General features: G+C 74.2%; 19 protein-coding genes and 5 tRNA genes. 16 read left to right on the top strand and 8 right to left on the bottom strand.

Annotation, left to right across the window (positions count from 1 at the left end):
- Positions 1–63: 63 nt before the first annotated feature.
- The 3 genes from Sdi02f_RS20940 (at position 64) to Sdi02f_RS20930 (ending at position 2379) form a co-directional block, all read left to right on the top strand.
- Positions 64–1248, top strand: coding sequence for a glycerophosphodiester phosphodiesterase (locus Sdi02f_RS20940; RefSeq protein ID WP_053638392.1), 1185 nt, complete (start codon positions 64–66; stop codon positions 1246–1248).
- Between the two features lie 74 nt (positions 1249–1322).
- Positions 1323–1823 (top strand): sigma-70 family RNA polymerase sigma factor, encoded by a 501-nt coding sequence (locus tag Sdi02f_RS20935; protein ID WP_108933828.1) that lies wholly within the window; start codon positions 1323–1325, stop codon positions 1821–1823.
- Positions 1824–1881: 58 nt separating this feature from the next.
- Positions 1882–2379: a GNAT family N-acetyltransferase gene (locus tag Sdi02f_RS20930; RefSeq protein WP_030399130.1), complete on the top strand. Its 498-nt coding sequence runs from the start codon at positions 1882–1884 to the stop codon at positions 2377–2379.
- 22 nt (positions 2380–2401) lie between these two features.
- On the opposite strand, the gene Sdi02f_RS20925 is transcribed toward Sdi02f_RS20930, so the two are convergent.
- Together Sdi02f_RS20925 and Sdi02f_RS20920 are read right to left on the bottom strand one after the other, a co-directional pair.
- On the bottom strand, positions 2402–2839 hold the full coding sequence (locus Sdi02f_RS20925; RefSeq protein WP_203712416.1) for a hypothetical protein: 438 nt from the start codon (positions 2837–2839) through the stop codon (positions 2402–2404).
- On the bottom strand, positions 2820–3179 hold the full coding sequence (locus tag Sdi02f_RS20920) for a hypothetical protein (RefSeq protein ID WP_108933827.1): 360 nt from the start codon (positions 3177–3179) through the stop codon (positions 2820–2822). Before Sdi02f_RS20920 ends, Sdi02f_RS20925 begins: the two co-directional genes overlap by 20 nt.
- A 618-nt stretch (positions 3180–3797) precedes the next feature.
- On the opposite strand from Sdi02f_RS20920, the gene Sdi02f_RS20915 reads away from it, so the two are divergent.
- The 8 genes from Sdi02f_RS20915 (at position 3798) to Sdi02f_RS20880 (ending at position 14932) form a co-directional block, all read left to right on the top strand.
- On the top strand, positions 3798–4853 hold the full coding sequence (locus Sdi02f_RS20915; RefSeq protein WP_031184880.1) for a methionine ABC transporter ATP-binding protein: 1056 nt from the start codon (positions 3798–3800) through the stop codon (positions 4851–4853).
- Positions 4850–5587: a methionine ABC transporter permease gene (locus Sdi02f_RS20910; protein ID WP_031082942.1), complete on the top strand. Its 738-nt coding sequence runs from the start codon at positions 4850–4852 to the stop codon at positions 5585–5587. The genes Sdi02f_RS20915 and Sdi02f_RS20910 overlap by 4 nt, the downstream gene beginning before the upstream one ends.
- A 68-nt stretch (positions 5588–5655) precedes the next feature.
- Positions 5656–6483 (top strand): MetQ/NlpA family ABC transporter substrate-binding protein, encoded by an 828-nt coding sequence (locus Sdi02f_RS20905; protein WP_030399125.1) that lies wholly within the window; start codon positions 5656–5658, stop codon positions 6481–6483.
- Between the two features lie 159 nt (positions 6484–6642).
- Positions 6643–7281 (top strand): GNAT family N-acetyltransferase, encoded by a 639-nt coding sequence (locus Sdi02f_RS20900; protein ID WP_030399124.1) that lies wholly within the window; start codon positions 6643–6645, stop codon positions 7279–7281.
- A gap of 116 nt (positions 7282–7397) precedes the next feature.
- A complete protein-coding gene (gene cbiE / locus Sdi02f_RS20895; protein WP_108933826.1) occupies positions 7398–8624 on the top strand; it encodes a precorrin-6y C5,15-methyltransferase (decarboxylating) subunit CbiE in 1227 nt (408 codons plus the stop codon).
- Between the two features lie 373 nt (positions 8625–8997).
- Complete coding sequence (gene cobT, locus Sdi02f_RS20890; protein ID WP_108933825.1) at positions 8998–12669, top strand: nicotinate-nucleotide--dimethylbenzimidazole phosphoribosyltransferase; 3672 nt, start codon at positions 8998–9000, stop codon at positions 12667–12669.
- A gap of 210 nt (positions 12670–12879) precedes the next feature.
- Complete coding sequence (cobA, locus tag Sdi02f_RS20885) at positions 12880–14112, top strand: uroporphyrinogen-III C-methyltransferase (RefSeq protein WP_108933824.1); 1233 nt, start codon at positions 12880–12882, stop codon at positions 14110–14112.
- A 1-nt stretch (position 14113) separates the two neighbouring features.
- Entirely contained in the window at positions 14114–14932 is an 819-nt protein-coding gene (locus Sdi02f_RS20880; protein ID WP_030399120.1) for a TrmH family RNA methyltransferase, read from the top strand.
- Between the two features lie 53 nt (positions 14933–14985).
- On the opposite strand, the gene Sdi02f_RS20875 is transcribed toward Sdi02f_RS20880, so the two are convergent.
- Positions 14986–16419: a serine/threonine-protein kinase gene (locus Sdi02f_RS20875; RefSeq protein ID WP_167458231.1), complete on the bottom strand. Its 1434-nt coding sequence runs from the start codon at positions 16417–16419 to the stop codon at positions 14986–14988.
- A gap of 616 nt (positions 16420–17035) precedes the next feature.
- Between Sdi02f_RS20875 and Sdi02f_RS20870 the strand changes: the two genes are divergently transcribed.
- From Sdi02f_RS20870 to Sdi02f_RS20860, 3 genes are all read left to right on the top strand, one after another.
- Positions 17036–17218, top strand: a complete 183-nt coding sequence (locus Sdi02f_RS20870) for a hypothetical protein (protein ID WP_030399118.1) — start codon at positions 17036–17038, stop codon at positions 17216–17218.
- Positions 17219–17420: 202 nt separating this feature from the next.
- Entirely contained in the window at positions 17421–18377 is a 957-nt protein-coding gene (locus Sdi02f_RS20865; protein ID WP_030399117.1) for an aminoglycoside phosphotransferase family protein, read from the top strand.
- Between the two features lie 81 nt (positions 18378–18458).
- Positions 18459–18740 (top strand): TFIIB-type zinc ribbon-containing protein, encoded by a 282-nt coding sequence (locus Sdi02f_RS20860; RefSeq protein ID WP_031082934.1) that lies wholly within the window; start codon positions 18459–18461, stop codon positions 18738–18740.
- 55 nt (positions 18741–18795) lie between these two features.
- Here the strand turns inward: Sdi02f_RS20860 and Sdi02f_RS20855 are convergent.
- From Sdi02f_RS20855 to Sdi02f_RS20835, 5 genes are all read right to left on the bottom strand, one after another.
- A tRNA-Val gene (locus Sdi02f_RS20855) sits at positions 18796–18867 on the bottom strand.
- A 25-nt stretch (positions 18868–18892) separates the two neighbouring features.
- Positions 18893–18964: transfer RNA gene (locus tag Sdi02f_RS20850), tRNA-Val, on the bottom strand.
- Positions 18965–19000: 36 nt separating this feature from the next.
- A tRNA-Val gene (locus tag Sdi02f_RS20845) sits at positions 19001–19072 on the bottom strand.
- A 1-nt stretch (position 19073) separates the two neighbouring features.
- Positions 19074–19147: transfer RNA gene (locus Sdi02f_RS20840), tRNA-Cys, on the bottom strand.
- Between the two features lie 38 nt (positions 19148–19185).
- Positions 19186–19258: transfer RNA gene (locus Sdi02f_RS20835), tRNA-Gly, on the bottom strand.
- A 177-nt stretch (positions 19259–19435) separates the two neighbouring features.
- Between Sdi02f_RS20835 and Sdi02f_RS20830 the strand changes: the two genes are divergently transcribed.
- The gene (locus tag Sdi02f_RS20830) at positions 19436–20500 is read left to right on the top strand and encodes a chorismate-binding protein (protein WP_108933822.1); all 1065 of its coding nucleotides are present in this window, start codon (positions 19436–19438) and stop codon (positions 20498–20500) included.
- A complete protein-coding gene (locus Sdi02f_RS20825; protein WP_030399114.1) occupies positions 20497–21318 on the top strand; it encodes an aminotransferase class IV in 822 nt (273 codons plus the stop codon). Before Sdi02f_RS20830 ends, Sdi02f_RS20825 begins: the two co-directional genes overlap by 4 nt.
- The last annotated feature ends 60 nt before the right edge of the window (positions 21319–21378 follow it).

Genomic DNA, 21378 nt, shown 5'->3' with positions numbered 1-21378 from the left:
CCGCTCGTCATGTACGCGACCCTACGATCGGCCCGCACGGGACGGTCGACGGCAGGAGGACCCATGGGAACGCAGGAGTCGGACGAGCGGCGGACGGCCGGCGGCGGCACGGGACGCCGGGCGCTCCTCGGCGCGGCGGTGCTCGGCGCGGGCGGCGCCGTACTCGGCCTGCCCGGGGCGGCGAGAGCAGCCGACGCCCGGCACGGCGGCGGACCCGGCGGCGGGCTGAAGAGCCTGCCCGTGCCCACCGTCATCGGCCACCGCGGCGCCAGCGGCTACCGCCCCGAGCACACCTTCGGCTCCTACGAGCTGGCCCTCGACCTCGGCGCCGACATCGTGGAGGCGGGCGACCTCGTCCCGACCCGGGACGGCCACCTGGTCTGCCGGCACGAACCGGAGATCGGCGGCACCACCGACGTCGCCGACCACCCCGAGTTCGCCGACCGCAGGCGCACCAAGGTGCTCGACGGCGTCTCCACCACCGGCTGGTTCACCGAGGACTTCACGCTCGCCGAGCTCAAGACGCTCCGCGCCACCGAGCGCATCCCGGCCAACCGGCCGCACAACACCCTCTACGACGGCCGCTGGGAGATCCCCACCTTCGAGGAGGTGCTGCGCTGGCAGAACGAGCAGACCCGCAAGCGCGGCAGGCAGGTCTGGATCTACCCCGAGCTCAAGCACCCCACCTACTTCCGCAAGCTGGGCCTGGGCACGGAGGAGCGCCTGGCGAAGCTGCTGCGCGCGTACGGCAAGGACCGGAAGAACTCGCCCGTCATCATCCAGTCCTTCGAGCCCACCAGCATCCAGCGGATGAGCAAGCTGGTCCGCAACCCCCTCGCCGTCCTGCTCTCCGGCGCCGGCAGCCGCCCCTGGGACTTCGTCGAGACCGGGGACCCGCGCACGACCGCCGACCTCGTCACGCCGCGCGGCCTGAAGGAGATCGCCTCCTACGCACAGGGGATCGGCCCCACCCTCGACCTGGTCGTCCCGAAGGACTCCGCCGGCCGCCTCACCGAGCCGACGACCCTCGTCCGCGACGCGCACCGCGCGGGTCTCGTCCTGCACCCGTACACCATGCGCAACGAGAACCCCTTCCTGCCCGCGGAGTTCCGCAAGGGCGGCGACCCCGACGCGTACGGCGACGCCTTCGGCGCGTTCCGGACCTACTTCGCCACCGGCATCGACGGAATCTTCACGGACAACCCCGACACGGGCGTGCTGGCCCGCGAGGACTTCGTCAACGGCTGAGCCACCACCACCGGTTGGGGTGAGCCGCGGCCGCCCGGGCAACCCGCCGCCCGGGCGGCCGCGTCGTCGTGCATATGACGCACGACCTGGTCGCCTCCCTGCGCCCCCTCCTCACCGCCGAGGCCACGGCCGAGGCATATGCCTCCGGAGACGAGCCCGGCGACCTCGAACAGGCGGTCTGGCTGCGCCTGCTGGAGCGCCTGGAGGCCGAGGGGCCGCCCGCCGACCCGCACCGCTGGCTGCGCAGCGCCGTGCGCAGCGAGGCCCGCCGCACCCGGTGCAGGACCCGCGACGAGCGGCCGTACGGAACCGAACCCGCCGGAGTCGCCGAGTACGCCCACGAGCCCGAGCGGCTCGCGCTCGCCTCGGCCCGGCACCGGGCCCTGCGCGACGCCGTGCGCCGGCTGCCGGGCCGCTGCCCCCAGGTACTGGAAGCCCTGTTGTCGCCCAGGGACCTCATATACCGGGAAATCGCGGGGGAGTTGGGTATCTCACAGGGCAGCCTTGGGCCGGAACGCTCCCGATGTCTGGGTTGTCTGCGTCGATTGCTGACGCCGGAGGTTGCGGCCGGCTGAGGACGGGGATAGGAGTGGGGGACCCACAGGTGATCAGGTGAGCGGGAGGCATGCGCACATGGGCATGAGCGTGACCATCTCGGCGGCGACCGAACAGGATGCCGAGCAGATCTTCCGGCTGCAGTACCTCTGCTTCCAGAGCGAGGCGGCGCTGTACGCCAACTACCGCATCGACCCGCTCGTCCAGACCCTGGACTCCGTGCGCGAGGAGGTCGCCGCCGACTGCGTCTTCGTGGCGCGGCTCGGCGACGAGGTCGTCGGCTCGGTCCGGGGACGGGTGACCGAGGACGGCGCGGCGTCCATCGGCAAGCTCTGCGTCCACCCCCGCCTCCAGGGGCACGGCATCGGAGCCCGGCTGCTGCGGGCCGCCGAGTCCGCCCTCGGCAAGGAGCGCGGCGCCAAGCGCTTCCGGCTGCACACCGGGCACCGCAGCGAGAACAACCTGCGGCTGTACCGCCGGGTCGGCTACGAGACGGTGGGGACCGCCGAGGGCGCCGACGGCGTACCCATGATCGTCCTGGAGAAGCCGGCGGAGACGTACGCGACCACGGCCTGAGCGGCCGCCGGGCCCGACGGCGCTACGCGGTGCGGGCCCGGCGCAGCCAGTACAGGGCCGACAGCGGCAGCAGTACCGGAATGAAGAGGTACCCCATCCCGTAGTCCGACCACACGGTCGCGTCGGGGAAGGCCGACGGGTCCGCCAGCGTCCAGGTGCCGACCGTCAGGACACCCGCCAACTCGGCGGCGCAGCACACCAGTGCCGCCCTGCGGGCCGTCTCGCCGCCGCGCACCAGGGTGTACGTGATGAATCCGTAGACGACGCCCGCGACGGCCGACAGCGAGTAGGCGAGCGGTGCCCGGTCCAGCTCGGTCGCGATCTGGTACACGGACCGCGACACCGCGCCGACCACCATCACGCCGTACAGCCACACCAGCAGGATGCCCGGCCCGCTGATCAGGCGCTGCCGGGTCTGCCTCTCCTGCGCGGCCCTCACGTCAGCCTCCCCAGATGTCATAGAGCCGCACCTCCAGGACGGCGAGGACGACACCGCCGGCCGCGACCGTCACCGAACCCCAGCGGGTCCGCTCGGCCAGCGACATGAACCCCGCGGCCGGCACGCAGGCGAAGGCGCCCAGCAGATACGCCACGAAGATCGTCGTGCCCTGCGCCGGCTCCTGGCCCCGTGCGAGCTGCACGACGCCGATCACCAACTGGACCAGTGCCAGGACCGAGACCACGGCCATGCCGATGAAGTGCCAGTCCTTCGTCGGCTGGTCACGGTAGGCGGCCCAGCCGCACCAGGCGGCGAGCAGCAGCGCGGCGACGCCGGTCACCAGCGTCAGGACGTCAAGCATGGCAGCGAGCCTATTACGGCCGTCGGGGCCCGCCGCCCCCGGCCCCGAGGGGCCGCGGGCCCGCCCGCGGACCGTGGCGTTGGCCACAACCACCGGGCCGGCGAACCCGGCACCGCCCCGGCCGCCGGGCACCCCTCGCCCCCGTCCGCACTGGTCACCGAGGCCGCGACGGAGGTCCCCGCACGGGACCGCACCGCGCCCCCGCGTCCGTCCGCCGTCCAGCACTGTCCACCATGCGGACACCGATGTCCGCTCGCGGGAGCCGGTCTGCTTTACTGATCCGCATGAGCACCACGAGCGACCGCACCCCTGCGACCGAGGCGACCACGACGCCCGGTGCTCGTTGTATGTGCCGCCGAATGTGCGCCTTCTAGAGGGCCCCCGCACCACCTGAGCCTCGCGCCCCGAAGCGAGCGTCCGGCCATGTCCGCCCGCGCCCCGGCGCGCCCGCGGCCGGGCCGCGCCCCGCGCACACGTTTCTCCCCGGTCCCACCGCCATGGCGCACCGCCACCGCGAGAACCGTGCCGCGTTCCGAAGGACCCCGAGAACCCGAAGAACAACGCCCCGTGCCCGGCACACACCACCGCGCCGCGCACTCGACAGTGACGGAAACCCACGTGATCACCACATCGGGCCTGACCAAGGTCTATCGTTCACGCGGCCGTGAGGTCACCGCCCTGGACGGCGTCGACCTGCACGTCCGCGAGGGCGAGGTGTACGGCGTCATCGGCCAGTCCGGCGCCGGCAAGTCCTCGCTCATCCGCTGCGTCAACCTCCTGGAGCGCCCCACCGCCGGCACGGTCACCGTCGCCGGCCAGGACCTCACCGCGCTGGCCGGGCGCGGCCCCCGCGCGGGCCGGGAGCTGCGGCAGGCGCGCAGCCGTATCGGCATGGTCTTCCAGCACTTCAACCTGCTCTCCTCGCGGACCGTGCAGGACAACGTCGAACTTCCGCTGGAGATCCTCGGCAGGTCGGGGAAGGAACGTTCCCGCAAGGCGCTTGAGCTGCTCGACCTCGTCGGTCTCGCCGACAAGGCCAGGGCCTACCCCGCCCAGCTCTCCGGCGGCCAGAAGCAGCGCGTCGGCATCGCCCGCGCCCTGGCCGGCGACCCCAAGGTCCTGCTCTCCGACGAGGCCACCAGCGCCCTCGACCCGGAGACCACCCGCTCCATCCTGCAGTTGCTGCGCGACCTGAACCGGCAGCTCGGACTCACCGTCCTGCTCATCACCCACGAGATGGACGTCGTCAAGAGCATCTGCGACTCGGCCGCCCTCATGGACCGGGGCCGCATCGTCGAGTCCGGCACGGTCGGCGAACTCCTCGCCACCCCGGGCTCCGAACTGGCCGCCGCGCTCTTCCCGGTCGGCGGCGACGCCTCCGGGGACGACCGCACCGTCCTCGACGTCACCTTCCACGGCGAGGCCGCCACCCAGCCCGTCATCTCCCAGCTCTCGCGCACCTACAACATCGACATCTCGATCCTCGGCGCCGCCATCGACACCGTCGGCGGCCTCCAGGTCGGCCGGATGCGCATCGAACTGCCCGGCCGCTACGAGGACAACGTCGTGCCCGTCGGCTTCCTGCGCGAACAGGGCCTGCAGATCGACGTGGTGAACGAGACGCCCGACGAACCGGCCACGCCGGGCCCGCTGGTGAAGGAAGGTGCCAAGTGACCTGGTCGCAGATGCAGCCGCTGCTGGAGCAGGCCTCCTGGGAGACCCTGATCATGGTCGGCTGGTCCACCGTGATCGCCGTGGTCCTCGGGCTCCCGCTCGGCGTGCTCCTCGTCCTCACCGACCGCGGCGGCCTGCTGCAGAACGTCCTGGTCAACAAGGTCATCGGGCAGGTCGTCAACATCGGCCGCTCGATGCCGTTCATCATCCTCATGGTCGCGCTGATGAGCTTCACCCGCTGGGTCACCGGCACCACCATCGGCAGCGAGGCCGCGATCGTGCCGCTCGCCATCGGCGGCATCCCGTTCTTCGCCCGGCTCGTCGAGACCGCCGTGCGCGAGGTCGACGGAGGGCTCGTCGAGGCCGTCCAGTCCATGGGCGGCAACACCTGGACCATCGTGCGCAAGGTCCTGGTCCCCGAGTCGCTGCCCTCGCTGATCGCCTCCACCACCACCACGGTCATCGCCCTCATCGGCTACTCCGCCATGGCCGGCACCGTCGGCGGCGGCGGCCTCGGCGACCTGGCCGTCCGCTACGGCTACCAGCGCTTCGAACCCGGCTTCATGTGGATCACCGTCGCGCTCCTCGCCGTCGCCATCTCGCTCATCCAGTTCGCCGGCGACTACGCCGCCCGCACCCTGCACCGCCGCGGCGGACGCGGCGGTGCGGCGCCCCGGCTCCGGCTGCTCCGGGCCAAGGAGCCCGCCGCGGCCGACGTGAGCAAGGTCGCGTAACCCGACCCCCCAAGACTCCCCGTCCGTCGCCCGGACGGGGCGGCACCACCTCAGGAAAGGCACTTTTCGTGCGTAACACCGCCAAGATCACCACCGCCGTCCTCGCCGCCGGAGCCCTCACCCTCGGGCTGAGCGCCTGCGGCTCGGACAAGGACTCCGCCTCCGACACCTCCGGCCCGCTGGTCGTCGCCGCGAGCCCCACCCCGCACGCCGAGATCCTCACCTACGTCAAGGACAACCTGGCGAAGAAGGCGGGCCTCGACCTCGAGGTCAAGGAGTTCACCGACTACGTCACGCCGAACACGGCGACGGAGGACGGCTCCGTGGGGGCCAACTACTTCCAGACCCAGCCCTACCTCGACGACTTCAACAAGAAGAACGGCACGCACATCGTGTCCGTCGTCGACGTGCACCTGGAGCCCCTCGGCCTCTACTCCCACAAGGTGAAGAAGGCCGACGACCTGAAGAGCGGTGCGACCGTCGCCGTCCCCAACGACACGGTCAACGAGGGCCGCGCGCTGCAGCTGCTCGCCGCCAACGGGATCATCGGCCTCAAGGACGGCGTCGGCACCGCGGCCACCCCCGCGGACGTCACCAAGAACCCGAAGAACCTCAAGTTCAAGGAGCTGGAGGCGGCCCAGACCCCGCGCTCCCTGGACGACGTGGACGCGGCGGTGGTCAACGGCAACTACGCCATCGAGGCCGACCTGAAGCCCGCCCAGGACGCCCTCGTCCTGGAGAGCGCCAAGGGCAACCCGAACAGCAACCTCCTCGCCGTGAAGGAGGGCCACGAGGACGACCCGCGGGTCGAGAAGCTCGCGAAGCTCCTCAACTCGCCCGAGGTGAAGAAGTTCATCGAGGACAAGTACGACGGCGCGGTCCTGCCCTCGTTCTGACCCAAGCACCGGCCCGCTCGCCCGGGCCGGACCCCGCGTCACCCACCGGGTCCGCTCCGTGCCTGCGGGGCGGACCCGGTGGTGTGGTTGAGTGCTTTCATGCTGCATGCTGGGCAGTTCGAGCAGGCCCTGACGGTTACACAGGTTACGGAGCGGCGCATGACAAGCACCTTCCCCAACATCTCCATCAGCACGGAGCGGTTGGTGCTGCGCCCCCTCGACGAGGACGACGTCCCCGCGCTGGCCGCGATGATGAACGACGAGCAGGTCGCCGCCTGGACCCACGTCCCGCAGCCCTTCACCGAGGCCAACGCCGCCACCTGGATCGGCGAGTACGCCCCCACCGAGCGCACCGCGGGCCGGGGACTCGACCTGGCGGTCACCGAGTTCCTCACCCAGCGACTGGTCGGCGTCATCCAGCTGACCAAGACCAACTGGCACGTGCGCTCCACCGAGCTGTCGTACATAGTCGCCTCCTGGGCCCGGGGCGAGGGGTACGCCTCCGAGGCGGCGCTCGCCACCGCCCAGTGGCTCTTCGGCGACCAGAAGTTCGAACGCGTCGAGCTGCGCACCGCCGCCGACAACACCGCCTCCCAGCAGGTCGCCCAGAAGATCGGCTGCATCAGCGAGGGCGTCCTGCGCGGCGCCTGCATAGCGCGCGCACGCACCGACGACGGCGTCTGGACGGACGTACGCACCGACTTCATCGTGTGGAGCCTGCTGCCGGAGGACCTCGAAGGCGCCACCGGAGAGCTGACCGGCGCCGACGGTTTCACCACCTTCACGGACTGGAACTGATACACGGGGGCCACCCGCGCCACCACCCGAGCCCAGGCCGCACCGGGTAACCTCCCGGAGCGCGCCCGCGAGGACCGCGCGACCACGACCTGCGAAAACCCTGGAGACTGACGACGATGGCCGACCGGGTCACGGTGATCGGCTGGGACGGTTCGCCGCTGACCGCCGCGGCACGCTCCGCACTGGGTGCCGCCACGCTGGTGGCCGGCGCCGCACACCACCTGGCACTTCCCGAGGTGCCGCCCGCCGCCGAACGCATCCGTCTCGGCAGCGTCGCCCTCGCCGCGCGCCGCCTCGCCGCCCACCGCGGTACGACGGTCGTCCTGGCCGACGGCGACCCCGGCTTCTTCGGCGTCGTCCGCACCCTGCGGGCCCCCGAGTTCGGCCTCGAGGTCGAGGTCGTCCCCGCCGTCTCCTCCGTGGCCGCCGCCTTCGCCCGCGCCGGAATGCCCTGGGACGACGCCCAGGTGGTCGTCGCCCACCCCCGGACCCTGCGCCGCGCGGTGAACGTGTGCCGCGCCCACACCAAGGTCGCCGTCCTCACCTCGCCGGGCGCCGGACCGGCCGAACTCGGGCTGCTGATGGAGGGCGTGCACCGTACCTTCGTCATCTGCGAGGAACTCGGCACCACCCGCGAACGCGTCACCGTCGTCACCTCCGACAAGGCCGCCGACCACACCTGGCGCGACCCGAACGTGGTCATCGTGGCCGGCGGCAGCACCGGCCCGGCCACCGCGGGCGACGGCGCCGGCTGGTTCGCCGGACGCGACCCGGCCACCGGGCCGCGCGGCTGGTCCCTGCCCGCCACGGCCTACGACGGTGACCTCGGCGAGGGCGAGACCGACCTGCTCCGCACGGCCCAACTCGCCCGGCTCGGGCCCCGCCTCGGCGACCTCGTGTGGGACATCGGCTGCGGCAGCGGCGCCTTCGCCACCGAGGCCGCCCGGGCCGGCGCCGCCGTCATCGCCGTCGACCGGGACCGGGACGCCTGCGCGCGCACCGAGGCCACCGCGCGGCGCTTCGGCGTCCAGCTCCAGACCGTGCACGGCACCGCGCCCCACGTCCTGGAGAACCTGCCCGAACCGGACGTCGTCCGCGTCGGCGGCGGAGGCGCGGCCGTGGTCTCCGCGGTCGCCGACCGCCGCCCCCAGCGCATCGTCGCGCACGCCGCGACCCGCGACGAGGCCGAACTCGTGGGCAGGGACCTGACGGAGCACGGCTACCGCGTCGAGTGCGCCCTGCTGCAGTCGGTGGGACTCGACACCCGGGCCTGGACGGAGACGGAGCGGAGCGTCGCCTTCCTGCTCAGCGGAGAGATCGTGCGGCGCGAAGCGCCCCGCTGAGGACCGTCGGCGACCGCGCCCCGTGATCGGTTGTTCATACCGCGCGGGGTAGGCTGGCGGATTGTTGTACCGCGTGCGGACACCCGGCAGTTCGTCGGGCGATGTCCGTAAAAAGCCGTTCCTGCCGGGGCGGGTGTGGTACGGCAGAACCGGAGGACGCGCAACGTGGCGCAGTCCACAGCGGGCCGTCGCGGATCAAGCTGTCGCGGCGGGGGAACGGCCGCGACAATGCCACTGAATGGCTTTGTCGTCTTTTCCTGCGGGTCGTTCGTGCCGCTGGGCACGCACGCTCGTTCTTCACTGTGGGGCGGTCGGTGCGCCGTCCCGGGTGAGCTGGTCGTAGAAGCACTAACCGATGGGCGAGGGGTTACGCATGACCGACACCGGCCAGATCCCGGGCGAGGGGCTGCCGGAGAACGCAGGCATGGTGGAGCAGCCGGGCGTCCCCGCACCCGGCGCGTACACCTACCTCTCCGAGGCCACCGCCGAGGACGAGGACCTGTTGTTGCTGCCGGGAGCCCAGAGTGCCTGGGGCAACGAGGTCGCGCCGCCGGCGCCGGAGCCGGTCGTCGAGACCGTCCACCAGCCCGGCCCGCACGAGATGTCCGGCCGCGACAGCGGCTCGGTCGACCTCGGCGGCGTCCGCCTGCCCGACCCGGCGCAGGACACCGCGTCGGCCCCGGTCCCGCCGCGACGGCCCCTCCACCTCGGCCCGCCGATCCCGGACACCTCCGCGAGCCCGGTCCGCTCCCTCGCCGACCGCGGCCCCGCCGACGTGCCGGTACGGCAGCCCGGCCCGCCGACCGTCGGACCCGAGTACCTCGACGTCCCGCAGGCCGCCGCGGCGGCCCCGCAGGCGGCGGCGCCCTGGGGTCCGCAGCCGGCGCCGCAGGCACCGGAGGCGCCGGTGCCCGCCGGGGCGGGGCATGCGGAAACGGTTGTTCCGGTACCGGAGCAGGCAGCCGAGCCGGAGGGCGCGGCCCAGGCGCTCGTCACCCGCGTGGCGACGGAGGCCGTGGCGGCGACGGGCACAACGGCCACGACGACGGCCGACGGTGAGCCGGGCGCATCCCCCGAGGAGCCCGCACCGCAGGCGGCGCGGACCGAACAGGCGCAGACCGAACAAGCGGCGCCGGTCGAGCAGGTGGCCGAGCCCCGGCAGGCCGGGGAGGCCGTGCCGGGTGACCGGCCCGAGCCGGAGGTCCAGGCCGTGCAGGCCGAGCAGGTGGAACAGCCCGAACAGCCCGAGCAGGGTGAAGCGGCCGGGCACGGGGTGCCGGAGGAAGCCGTCGCGGCCCCGGCCCCGGACGCCGACGCCCAGCAGGCCGCCGCCCCCGTACACGCAGCCGCACCGGCTCCGGTCCAGGAGGCCGTGCAGGCCCCCGAGGCGGTCGCCGCCACGCCCGGGGCCGAGCCCGCCCCGGAGGCCCAGGAGATCCCCGAGCAGCAGTCGGCACCGGAGGCGTCACCGGCCGACGCATCGGAGGGAAGCGCGGAGCCCCAGGCGGCCGACGCCCCCGACGCCGCCGAGGCCCCCGCGCCGCAGGAAGCCGCACCGTCCGGGACTCCCGGGCCCGAGGTGCCCGAACCCGCGGTCGCCGAGGCCGCGGGTGCCGACGCGCAGGCGACGCCCGTGCCCGAGGCCGGAGCGGCGCCCGAAGCGGCCGTCCCCGACCCCGCCCCGGAGGCCCCGCAGCAGCCCGCGCCCCCGGTCCAGGAGCAGCCCGCGCCCGCGCAGCCCGCCCAGGGCCCCCAGTCCCTCGCGGACACCGGCGTACGGCAAAAGCAGGAGCAGGAGCCCGCGCACGAGCAGGAGCTGACCGCGGCCGAGGGCACGCACGATCCCGCTGCCCCGCAAGCGCACCCCGAGCAGCCCGTCGGGACCGCCCCGGCCCCCACCGGCGCCCCCGCGGCGGAGCCGCAGCCCGCACCGGCCCAGGCCGCCGCCCCTCAAACGCACCCCGAGCAGCCCGTCGGCCGGTTCGTGCCCGTCGACGGCGCCCAGGTGCCCACCACCCCGCACCTCGCGCCCACGCCGCCCGAGTCCGTACTGGTCCCGCCGGAGGCCCCGGCCCCGGAGCAGGCCGCCGTACCCGCACCGCGCGAGTCCGGCCCCGGAGTCCTCCAGAGCGCCGACGACCTGGACACCCGCGGCGCCGGTCAGGAAGACCACGCGGCGGACGCGCCCGGGGCGACGCACCCGGCGCCCACGGCCACCCCGGACGTCCCCGCCGGGCAGGAAGCCCCCGCGCCGCAGGAACCCGCGCACGACGCCGGCACGGCCGCCGCCGCGGAGGCACGACGGCCCGCCGGCCCCGCGGCCCCCGCCTACGACGACGCCGAGCGCGAGGCCGTACTGAAGGTCATGCGCGAGCGCCGCGACATCCGCAACGGCTTCCGCAGCGACCCCATCCCGCACGAGGTGCTGCTCCGCGTCCTGGAGGCCGCGCACACCGCGCCCTCCGTCGGCCACTCGCAGCCGTGGGACTTCGTCGTCATCCGCAGCGCCGACACCCGTCGCGCCATGCACGAACTGGCGATGCGCCAGCGCGACGCGTACGCGAAGTCGCTGCCCAAGGGCCGGGCCAAGCAGTTCAAGGAACTGAAGATCGAGGCCATCCTCGACACCCCGGTCAACATCGTCGTCACCGCCGACCCGACCCGCGGCGGCCGGCACACCCTGGGCCGCCACACGCAGCCGCAGATGGCGCCGTACTCCTCCGCGCTCGCCGTCGAGAACCTCTGGCTCGCCGCCCGCGCCGAGGGCCTCGGCGTCGGCTGGGTCAGCTTCTTCGACGAGCGCGAGATGGTCCGCGCCCTCGGCCTGCCCGAACACCTGGACGTCGTCGCCTACCTGTGCGTCGGATACGTCGACGAGTTTCCGGACGAGCCCGAGCTGATGCAGGCCGGCTGGTCCAAGCGCCGCCCGCTGTCCTGGGTGGTCCACGAGGAGACGTACGGCCGCCGCGCCCTGCCCGGCGAGGCGCCGCACGACCTGCTCGCCGAGACCGTCGCGCAGATCCGCCCGCTGGACGCCAAGGCGCTCGGCGAGGCCTGGGAGCGGCAGAAGCGGATGACCAAGCCGGCCGGCGCGCTCGGCATGCTGGAGATCATCTCCGCCCAGCTCTCCGGGCTGTCCCGGCAGTGCCCGCCGCCCGTCCCGGAGCCCGCGGCCGTCGCGGTCTTCGCCGGTGACCACGGCGTGCACGCCCAGGGCGTCACCCCGTGGCCGCAGGAGGTCACCGCCCAGATGGTGGCCAACTTCCTGGGCGGGGGAGCCGTCTGCAACGCCTTCGCCACCCAGGTCGGTGCCGAGGTGTGCGTCGTGGACGTCGGCGTCGCCACCGACCTGCCCGCCACGCCGGGCCTGCTCCCGCGCAAGGTCCGCGCGGGCACGTCCGACATGACCACCGGCGCCGCGATGACCCGCGAGGAGGCCAAGCAGGCCATCGAGGTCGGCATCGAGACCGCCCGCGACCTGGTGGCGGCCGGCAACAAGGCCCTGCTCACCGGCGAGATGGGCATCGCGAACACCACCGCGTCGGCCGCGCTCATCTCCGTGTTCACCGGCGCCGACCCGGCCGAGGTCACCGGCCGCGGCACCGGTATCAACGACGAGACGCTGGCCCGCAAGACCGAGGTGGTCCGCCGCGCCCTCGAACTCCACCAGCCGGACCCCGCCGACCCGATCGGCGTGCTCGCGGCGGTCGGCGGCTTCGAACACGCGGCCATGGTCGGCCTGCTGCTCGGCGGCGCCTCCCTGCGCACCCCGGTGATCCTCGACGGCGTCAGCGCCGGCGCCGCCGCCCTGGTGGCCCGCGCGATCGCTCCCGAGGTCCTCGCGGCCTGCATCGCCGGCCACCGCAGCGCCGAGCCCGGCCACGTCGCCGCGCTCAACAAGCTGGGCCTGCGTCCGCTGGTCGACCTGGACCTCCGCCTGGGGGAGGGCACCGGCGCGCTGCTGGCGCTCCCGATGGTGCAGAGCACCGCGCGGGCCATGCACGAGGTGGCGACGTTCGACTCGGCGGGCGTCACCGAGAAGTAGCGGCCGCACGCCGCGGGGGCACGGGACCACGGTGCCGGGCCCCCGCCGGGCCGCCGTGCGCGCAGCCCCCGCCCGGCAGCCGGGTCCCGCCGGAGCGGCGGTCCAGCGGTCGGACCAGCGGTCCACCCACCGGACCACCCGGGCCCCGCGGCCCACCCCGCCGTAAAATCCGCACGTCAGCGCCACTGCCGCAGGAGGAGCCGTCCCCTCATGGCCGAACACCCCGCCTACCCCGTAGGCCTCCGCCTCACCGGCCGTCGCGTGGTCGTCCTCGGCGGCGGGCAGGTCGCCCAGCGCCGCCTGCCCGCCCTCATCGCGGCCGGCGCCGACATCCGCCTCGTCTCCCCGGCGGCGACCCCGTCCGTCGAGGCCATGGCGGACGCGGGCGAGATCGCCTGGGAACGGCGCCCCTACGCGGAGGGGGACCTCGCCGACGCCTGGTACGCCCTGATCGCCACCGGCGACACCGCCGCCAACAACGCCGCCTCCGCCGAGGCCGAGCGGCACCGCGTCTGGTGCGTCCGCTCCGACGACGCCGACCGCGCCACGGCGTGGACCCCGGCCACCGGACACAGCGAGGGCGTCACCGTCGCCGTGCTCACCACCGACGCCCGCCACCGCGACCCCCGCCACACCGCCGCCGTCCGCGACGCGGTGGTGGAGGGCCTGCGCGACGGCACCCTCGTCGCCCCGCACCGGCGCACCCGCACCCCCGGCGTCGCCCTGGTCGGCGGCGGCCCCGGCGACCCGGACCTCATCACCGTCCGCGGACGCCGCCTGCTCGCGGAGGCCGACGTCGTCATCGCCGACCGGCTCGGCCCGCGCGACCTGCTCGCCGAACTGCCGCCGCACGTCGAGGTCATCGACGCGGCGAAGATCCCCTACGGCCGCTTCATGGCCCAGGAGGCCATCAACAACGCGCTGATCGAGCACGCCAAGCAGGGCAAGGCGGTCGTACGGCTGAAGGGCGGCGACCCGTTCGTCTTCGGGCGGGGCATGGAGGAGGCGCAGGCGCTGGCCGAGGCGGGCATCGCCTGCACCGTCGTCCCCGGCATCTCCAGTTCGATCTCGGTCCCCGGCGCGGCCGGCATCCCGGTCACCCACCGGGGCGTCGCCCACGAGTTCACCGTGGTCAGCGGGCACGTCGCCCCTGACGACGAGCGCTCCCTGGTCGACTGGCCGTCCCTCGCCAAGCTCACGGGCACGCTGGTGATCCTGATGGGCGTCGACAAGATCGGCCGGATCGCCGAGACCCTCGTCGCGCACGGCAGGTCCCCCGACACCCCGGTCGCCCTCGTCCAGGAGGGCACGACGGCCGCCCAGCGCCGGGTGGACGCCACCCTCGCCTCCGTCGCCGACGTGGTCGTCACCGAGGAGGTCAGGCCGCCCGCCGTCGTCGTCATCGGCGCGGTCGTCGCCGTGGGCCCGCACGGGACGGTCTGACGTGGCCGGCCTCCTCACGATCGACGACCCCGACGACCCGCGCCTGCACGACTACACGGGCCTGACCGACGTCGAGCTGCGCCGCCGCCGCGAACCCGCCGAGGGCCTCTTCATCGCCGAGGGCGAGAAGGTGATCCGGCGGGCCGGCGAGGCGGGCTACACGATGCGCTCGATGCTGCTGTCCGCCAAGTGGGTCGACACCATGCGCGACGTCATCGACACGGCCCCGGCCCCGGTGTACGTCGTCGACCCGGCGCTCGCCGAGCAGGTCACCGGCTACCACGTGCACCGCGGCGCCCTCGCCTCGATGCAGCGCAAGCCGCTGCCCACGGCGGCCGGTCTCCTGACGGCCGCCCGTCGGGTCGTCGTCATGGAGTCCGTCAACGACCACACCAATATCGGCGCGATCTTCCGCTCCGCCGCCGCCCTCGGCATGGACGCGGTCCTGCTCTCCCCGGACTGCGCCGACCCGCTCTACCGACGCAGCGTCAAGGTCTCGATGGGCGCGGTCTTCTCCGTGCCGTACGCCCGACTCGACGTCTGGCCGGCCGGCCTGCGGGAGGTCCGCGAGGCGGGCTTCGGGCTCCTCGCCCTCACCCCCGACGAGCGGGCCGAACCGCTCGACGCGGTCGCCCCGCACCGCATGGACCGGGTCGCCCTCATGCTGGGCGCCGAGGGCAGCGGCCTGTCGCGGCGGGCCCTGGAGGCGTCGGACACGTGGGTGCGCATTCCCATGTCCCACGGCGTGGACTCCCTGAACGTGGGCGCGGCGGCCGCGGTCGCCTTCTACGCGGTGACGGCGGGACGCCCTCCGGCGTAAGCCGTCGGGGGATCCCGGCCGGGACGTCCGCCGGCCGTGAACCGTCCGCGGACTCAGGGCCGGGGCGCCCGCTGCTCCGCCGGGCCGTCGGGCGGAGCCGTCCGCTCCTGCTGGGCCGCCCGCACGCCGCCCCGGTCGTCGCCGAGCCCGCGCGAGGGTCCCTGACAGCCCTGTGCGGCGGCGATGCCCAGCGCGACCAGCAGCGTCACCACCACGAAGACGAACAGGCGCTGGCGCAGCAGCCGCGGATTGGCGGGCCGCCGCCAGCGGGTCCCCGTCGTCCGCGGCGCCGTACGGCCGGCCCCGCTGCGGGGTGCCGGACGGCCGCCGTCGTGGCGCGAGGCGTTCCGGCCGGTCGTGTCGCGGGAGGGGTGAACGGTCCTGGACCCGGACCGCGCCCCCGAAGAGCCGCCCCGCGACGGCGTGCCACCGCGCGAGGACCCCCCGCCGCGCGAGGGCGCCCCACCGCGCGACGGCACGGAACCCCGGGACGCGGACCCCCGCGACCCCGACGTGCCGCGCGGCGCCGGAGTGCCCTGCGCACCGGCCCGGCCCTGCGGACGCCGCTGGGCACGCTCCGGGTAGGTGTCGGCGAGCCGGCCCGTGGGCACGTCCGTCTCCCCGCCGCGCGGCGCGGGCGGCCGTACGTCGGCCATGCCCTGGGCCTCCCGGGCGGCGATCTCCTTGAGCCGCAGCGACAGTTGCAGCGTGCTGGGACGCTCCTCGGGGTCCTTGGCCAGACAGGCCCGCACCAGCGGGGCGAGCGCGTCCGGGACGCCCTGCAGCTGGGCCTCCTCGTGCACCACCCGGTAGAGCATCACCTCGGAACTGCCGTGCCCGAAGGGCGAGTCGCCCATCGAGGCGTACGCCAGCGTGGCGCCGAGCGAGAACACGTCCGTCGCCGGAGTGACCGCCGCCCCGCGCACCTGCTCCGGTGCGAGGAACCCGGGGGAGCCGACCGCGGTGCCGACGTGCGTGAGCGTGGAGGCACCGGTGGCCCAGGCGATGCCGAAGTCGATGATCCGCGGCCCCTTCGGGGACAGCAGGATGTTGGACGGCTTCAGGTCCCGGTGCACCACCCCGGCCTCGTGCACGGCGACCAGGCCCTCGGACAGCGCGGCGCCCACGGCCGCGACGTCGGCCGCGACGAGCGGACCACCGTCGACGACCTTGTCGTGCAGGGAAGGGCCGGGCACGTACTGCGTGGCGAACCAGGGGCGGTCCGCCTCCAGGTCCGCGGCGACCAGCCGTGCGGTGCAGCCGCCCCGGATGCGCCGGGCCGCCGAGACCTCGCGGGCGAACCGCGACCGGAACTCCTGGTCCTCGGCCAGGTCCGGCCGGATGACCTTCAGCGCGACCCGCTGCCCCTTCTTGTCGGAGCCCAGGTAGACCACGCCCATCCCGCCCGCGCCCAGCCGCCTGTGAAGCCTGAACGAGCCGACGACGCGCGGGTCCTCGCGCCTCAGGCGCATCATCGCCATGTTCATCCCCGCTGCCCGGTCCCTGTGACGTGCCACAGCTTACGTTTCCACGGCCGCCCGCGCGCAGAGGCCGCGCCCTCTCGGGACAACGGATTGTCAGTGTCCGGCGCGAGAGTTGAGGCGGGGCCGGCGAAGGCGGGGCCGCACCGGCCAGGCACCGCCCACTTCCCCAACCGGCCTCCCCGGCCGGGGGATTGGGGCGGGCGGGGGCGAGGGGGCGCGAGCGGCCGGGCAGGGCGGCGAGACACCGCACGGCTGCCGCACCGGGGCGGACGGAGGGGGACCAGGGGCGGCGACGGAGGCGCACGGGAAGAGGGCCGAAGTGAGCGAAGTCACCGGACAGCACGGAGATACCCGGACACGGTGGGCACCCCGTCCGGGAAGACCCCGAGACCCGTGAGCCGGTCTCCACCCAGGGGAGTACGCGGCAGGCCGTGGCTCATCCTCCGGGAGGCCCGGCATTCGGTACGAGGGCATGACGTCGGACGATCGCCCGGCGCATAGATTTGAGGTCAAGCGGCGGGTGCGGTACTCGTCCCCCGAGGTTCGGACACCCGCCGCTGCAACGAGACACGAGAAACGAGACACGAGACCGAAACAACGAACGGTCAGGAGAGGGACCATGGCCCAGACGGTTCCGCGGACGCTGATCCGCACCCGGCAAAGCCGCCGTCAGGGCCGTCGCCACCCCGTGGTGGCGACGCTCATGGCCCTGCCCCTGGCGGTCCTGCTCCTCCTCGTCTTCGACGGGTGGGAGACAGTGGCCACACAGGCGTCGTCCGTGGGTGCGGTGCTGGGGCGCTGAGCGGCGACCCCAGGCCCGGAAGAGCGGTCCGGGCGGGGACACCCATCCATGAAACCCCGTGGGGACGGGGGTGCGGCGGACGGCAAAATGCCGGCGCAGCTGGGGAGCTGCGCCGGCATTGCACGTCTCCCGGACCCACCCCGGTTCGCACCGTACCGGCCGAGGAGCCGACGCCACTGGGCCCCTGCGTACCCTCACCCACGTGACCACGGACGCCCCCGCTCTCCTCCCCGCCCTCGAGGCCCGCGTCAGGGAGACGGCCCACGCCCTGACCCCGGCCTGCCCCTGTGGCGCGGCCACCCTCGCCGACCGTCCCGACGCCACCGTCGTCCGGCACGCCGGCACCGTCGCCAAGGCCCACGCCGCGGACGCCGACCCCGCCGAACTCGCCCTCCGTGTCACTGCCGCGTCCCGCCTGCCCGGCGTGCTCCTGCCCCCGCTCGCCCCGGCCCCCGCCGTCCTGCACGGGAGGCTCGTCACCTTCTGGCCCCACGGCACGCCCGTGGACCCCGACGACCCGGACGCGGCACCGTGGGAGGCCGCGGCCACCCTCCTCGCCCGCCTCCACCGCACGCCGGCCCCCACCGCCGTCCCGGCCATGCGCGGCCCGGCGAAGGCGGCCCTGGCCGTCGCCCGCCTCCGCGCCACCGCCCCCGGGCACCCCGCCACCGCCCCCGTGCTGCGGGCCTGGTCCGCGCTCCCCGGCTGGGCGCGCGGCGCGTCCGCCCCGCCGGACACCACCACCCTCTGCCACGGCGACCTCCACCTCGGCCAGCTCATACGCCACCCCGCCCCCGACGGCCCCTGGCTGCTGATCGACGTCGACGACCTCGGCACCGGCGTCCCGGCCTGGGACCTGGCCCGCCCGGCCGCCTGGTACGCCTGCGGGCTGCTCCCGCCCGAGGAGTGGCACCGCTTCCTCACCGCCTACCGCGCCGCCGGCGGCCCCGCCGTGCCCGCCGACGGCGATCCCTGGCCCGCGCTGGACGTCCCGGCCCGCGCCCTCACCGCGCAGACCGCGGCCCGGGCCGTCACCAAGGCGGTCCTGGCGGACCGGCCCCTGGACGAGGTGGAGTGCTCCCTCGTCGACGCCTGCGCGCGCATGGCGGCCGTCCGGCCGGCGGGCCCACAAGGCCGAGGCCGAGTTTCCCCGCAGTAGGGTGCAACCGACCCGCGGCGGGACAGAGTCTGTCCTGGCGACACGCGAAGCAGGACCGACCGGCGAGGAGTTGAGCCGAGCATGCAGTGCCCCAAGTGCCACGCACCGATGCACACCTACAACCGCAACGGCGTTCAGATCGAGCAGTGCAGCGGCTGCCGCGGCATCTTCCTCGACTACGGCGAGCTGGAGTCGCTGACCCGCCTGGAGGCCCAGTGGTCCCAGCCCGCTCCGCCGCCGCCCGCCGCGCCGCAGGCCTACCCGGCGGCTCCGGCTCCGGCGTGGGGCGCCCCGCACGGCGGCCACGGTCACTACGGCCACCACCGCCACAAGAGCTTCGGGCGCATGCTCTTCTCCAGCTGACCGGCCCACGACGAAGCCCCCGGCCGTGCGAGACGGCCGGGGGCTTCGGTGGGCGTGGACGATACTGGGATTGAACCAGTGACCTCTTCCGTGTCAGGGAAGCGCTCTCCCGCTGAGCTAATCGTCCTGGAAGCACCAGGTGCGGTACTGCGTGCGCGATACTGGGATTGAACCAGTGACCTCTTCCGTGTCAGGGAAGCGCTCTCCCGCTGAGCTAATCGCGCGGAGATCCTTGCGGACCGGAGATCCTTGCGGATCAGTGGACGATACTGGGATTGAACCAGTGACCTCTTCCGTGTCAGGGAAGCGCTCTCCCGCTGAGCTAATCGTCCTTGGAGGTGGAGACGGGATTTGAACCCGTGTAGACGGCTTTGCAGGCCGTTGCCTCGCCTCTCGGCCACTCCACCAGGAGTGTAGGAGACCCGGGAGGCCCCCTGTTCCTGCGAGCGGACGACGAGGCTCGAACTCGCGACCTCAACCTTGGCAAGGTTGCGCTCTACCAACTGAGCTACGTCCGCCTGTCGGTTCGGTCCGCTTGCGCGGCCCGGCGACGTGATGAACTCTAGCGGATTCCGGGGCCAGTACAAAAACGCGTTTGTGCAGCGTGCTGCGCTGCGCCCGCCCACGGACCTGGTCAGGGCACCCGGAAGGACACCTTCGGGGCACCTCGGAGCCACCCGCCTAGACTCGGCGGCGTGCTCGACCTCCCTCCCCTCGCCCGCTTCGGTGACCGTGTCGCCACCGGTCTCCTCGACGTTACGAGCGACCCCGCCGCCCTCGAGTCCGAGGGGTTCTGGGCCGTCTGCGTGGACTTCGAGGGCCGCCTGACCTGCGCACGCTTCGCCGACGTACGCACCGCACCGGTGCCCGCGCCCGTGCCCGGGGCGTGGCGGGGCCCGGCCGTCGGCGACTGGGCGTCCTCCCTCGACCGCGCCGCGTACACGGAGGGCGTACGGCGCATCCGCGCGCACATAGCCGCCGGCGAGGTCTACCAGGCCAACCTCTGCCGGGTGCTGTCGGCGCCGGTCGGCCCCGGCGCCGACGTGGACGCGCTCACCGCCCTGCTGGCGCGCGGCAACCCGGCGCCGTACGCGGGAACGATCCGGCTGCCCCGGCACGGCGTCGAGATCGCCACCGCCTCGCCCGAGCTGTTCCTGCGCCGGGACGGCCGGACGGTCGAGTCGGGCCCGATCAAGGGCACCGGGCGGACCGAGGCCGACCTGCTGGAGAAGGACCACGCCGAGAACGTCATGATCGTGGACCTGGTCCGCAACGACCTGGGGCGGGTCTGCGCCACGGGCACGGTCTCGGTGCCCGACCTGTGCGCCGTGGAGAAGCACCCCGGCCTGGTCCACCTGGTGTCCACCGTGCGCGGCGAGCTGCGCACGGACGCCGGCTGGCCGGAACTCCTGGCCGCCGCCTTCCCGCCCGGTTCCGTCACCGGCGCGCCCAAGGCGAGCGCCCTGCGGATCATCGACGCGCTGGAGACCGCGCCCCGGGGCACCTACTGCGGGGGCGTCGGCTGGGTCGACGCCGACCGGGGCACCGGCGAGCTGGCCGTCGGCATCCGCACCTTCTGGATCGACCGGGCCGCCGACGGTCCCGCCGCCCGGCTGCGCTTCGGCACCGGCGCCGGCATCACCTGGGGGTCCGACCCGGAGGGCGAGTGGCGGGAGACCGAACTGAAGGCTTCCCGGCTGCTCGCGGTAGCGTCGGGAGTGTACGAGGCGAACGTGAGTGGAGAGGCGCTGGCGACGTGAAGATCTGGCTCGACGGCGGATTGCAGGACACCGAGGGCGCCCGCGTCTCCGTGTTCGATCACGGGCTGACCGTGGGCGACGGCATCTTCGAGACGGTGAAGGCGGTGGACGGCAGGCCGTTCGCGCTGACCCGGCACCTGGACCGGCTGACCCGCTCGGCCCGCGGCCTCGGCCTGCCCGACCCGGACCTCGACGAGGTGCGCCGCGCCTGCGCCGCCGTCCTCGAGGCCAACCCGATGCCGCTCGGCCGGCTGCGCATCACCTACACCGGCGGCCACGGCCCCCTCGGCTCCGACCGCGGCGAGCAGGGCACCACCCTCGTCGTCGCCGTCGGCGGGACCGCCCGCCGCCCCGACTCCACCGCGGTGGTCACCGTGCCGTGGACCCGCAACGAACGCGGCGCGCTCACCGGCCTGAAGACCACCTCGTACGCCGAGAACGTCGTCGCCCTCGCCCGTGCCCGTGAACGGGGCGCCACCGAGGCGCTGTTCGGCAACACGGTGGGACGGCTCTGCGAGGGCACCGGGTCCAACGTCTTCGTCGTCCTCGACGGCGAGATCCACACCCCGCCGGTCGCCTCCGGCTGCCTCGCCGGCATCACCCGCGCCCTGGTGGTGGAGTGGACCGGGGCCCGCGAGACCGACCTCCCGCTGGACGTCCTGGACCGCGCCGACGAGGTGTTCCTGACCTCGACACTGCGCGACGTCCAGGCCGTGCACCGCGTCGACGACCGCGAACTGCCCGGCGCCCCCGGACCGGTGACCGCCAAGGCCATGCGCGTCTTCGAGGAGCGGTCCGGGGACGACCTGGACCCCTGATCCGGGCCCGGGTGACGCACCCGGCCCCGCGAAGTCGCCGATATTCGGCTGCCGTTCCGG

Origin of the sequence: Streptomyces ardesiacus, from assembly GCF_003112575.1 — a bacterium.
Taxonomy (GTDB): domain Bacteria; phylum Actinomycetota; class Actinomycetes; order Streptomycetales; family Streptomycetaceae; genus Streptomyces; species Streptomyces ardesiacus.
This window is presented reverse-complemented; position numbering and strand designations above follow the sequence as displayed.

Coding starts and splice junctions, on each gene's coding strand:
- Sdi02f_RS20940 (WP_053638392.1), top strand. CDS start 64: ATGGGAACGCAGGAGTCGGACGAGCGGCGGACGGCCGGCGGCGGCACG.
- cobT (WP_108933825.1), top strand. CDS start 8,998: ATGACCGACACCGGCCAGATCCCGGGCGAGGGGCTGCCGGAGAACGCA.
- Sdi02f_RS20875 (WP_167458231.1), bottom strand. CDS start 16,419: ATGAACATGGCGATGATGCGCCTGAGGCGCGAGGACCCGCGCGTCGTC.
- Sdi02f_RS20935 (WP_108933828.1), top strand. CDS start 1,323: ATGACGCACGACCTGGTCGCCTCCCTGCGCCCCCTCCTCACCGCCGAG.
- Sdi02f_RS20920 (WP_108933827.1), bottom strand. CDS start 3,179: ATGCTTGACGTCCTGACGCTGGTGACCGGCGTCGCCGCGCTGCTGCTC.
- Sdi02f_RS20925 (WP_203712416.1), bottom strand. CDS start 2,839: ATGACATCTGGGGAGGCTGACGTGAGGGCCGCGCAGGAGAGGCAGACC.
- Sdi02f_RS20930 (WP_030399130.1), top strand. CDS start 1,882: ATGGGCATGAGCGTGACCATCTCGGCGGCGACCGAACAGGATGCCGAG.
- cbiE (WP_108933826.1), top strand. CDS start 7,398: ATGGCCGACCGGGTCACGGTGATCGGCTGGGACGGTTCGCCGCTGACC.
- Sdi02f_RS20900 (WP_030399124.1), top strand. CDS start 6,643: ATGACAAGCACCTTCCCCAACATCTCCATCAGCACGGAGCGGTTGGTG.
- Sdi02f_RS20870 (WP_030399118.1), top strand. CDS start 17,036: ATGGCCCAGACGGTTCCGCGGACGCTGATCCGCACCCGGCAAAGCCGC.
- cobA (WP_108933824.1), top strand. CDS start 12,880: ATGGCCGAACACCCCGCCTACCCCGTAGGCCTCCGCCTCACCGGCCGT.
- Sdi02f_RS20860 (WP_031082934.1), top strand. CDS start 18,459: ATGCAGTGCCCCAAGTGCCACGCACCGATGCACACCTACAACCGCAAC.